Origin of the sequence: Nocardia cyriacigeorgica (assembly GCF_010858045.1) — a bacterium.
Taxonomy (GTDB): Bacteria; Actinomycetota; Actinomycetes; order Mycobacteriales; family Mycobacteriaceae; genus Nocardia; species Nocardia cyriacigeorgica_E.
Genome location: NZ_JAAGVC010000347.1, coordinates 1 through 286 on the forward strand (window position 1 = coordinate 1; position 286 = coordinate 286).

At 69.6% G+C, this 286-nt stretch carries 1 pseudogene; it reads left to right on the plus strand.

From position 1 onward, the window contains the following. Positions 1-286: pseudogene (locus GV790_RS29990) on the plus strand (nucleoside-diphosphate kinase); the annotation flags it as partial.

Genomic DNA, 286 nt, shown 5'->3' on the forward strand with positions numbered 1-286 from the left:
CTGCTGGCCCGTGCGCTCTGGTACTACTCCTGGAACATCGCTTCGACCGAGCGGCGGCGACTGGCCGATCTGCTGGTCGGCATCTGCGATGTGCTGGTGCTCGTTGTCGCCGCGGAGGACGCCGAGCTGCCCGTCCCGGTCCGGCTGACCGACGCCAAGGGCCCGACCGACCCGCGCAAACGGCAGCCGGGCGAACTGCGGCACCTGCTCGGGCGGCACAGCTACCTGCTGAATCTGGTGCACTCGCCCGACGACCCCGCCGACGTATTGCGTGAGCTGTCGATCC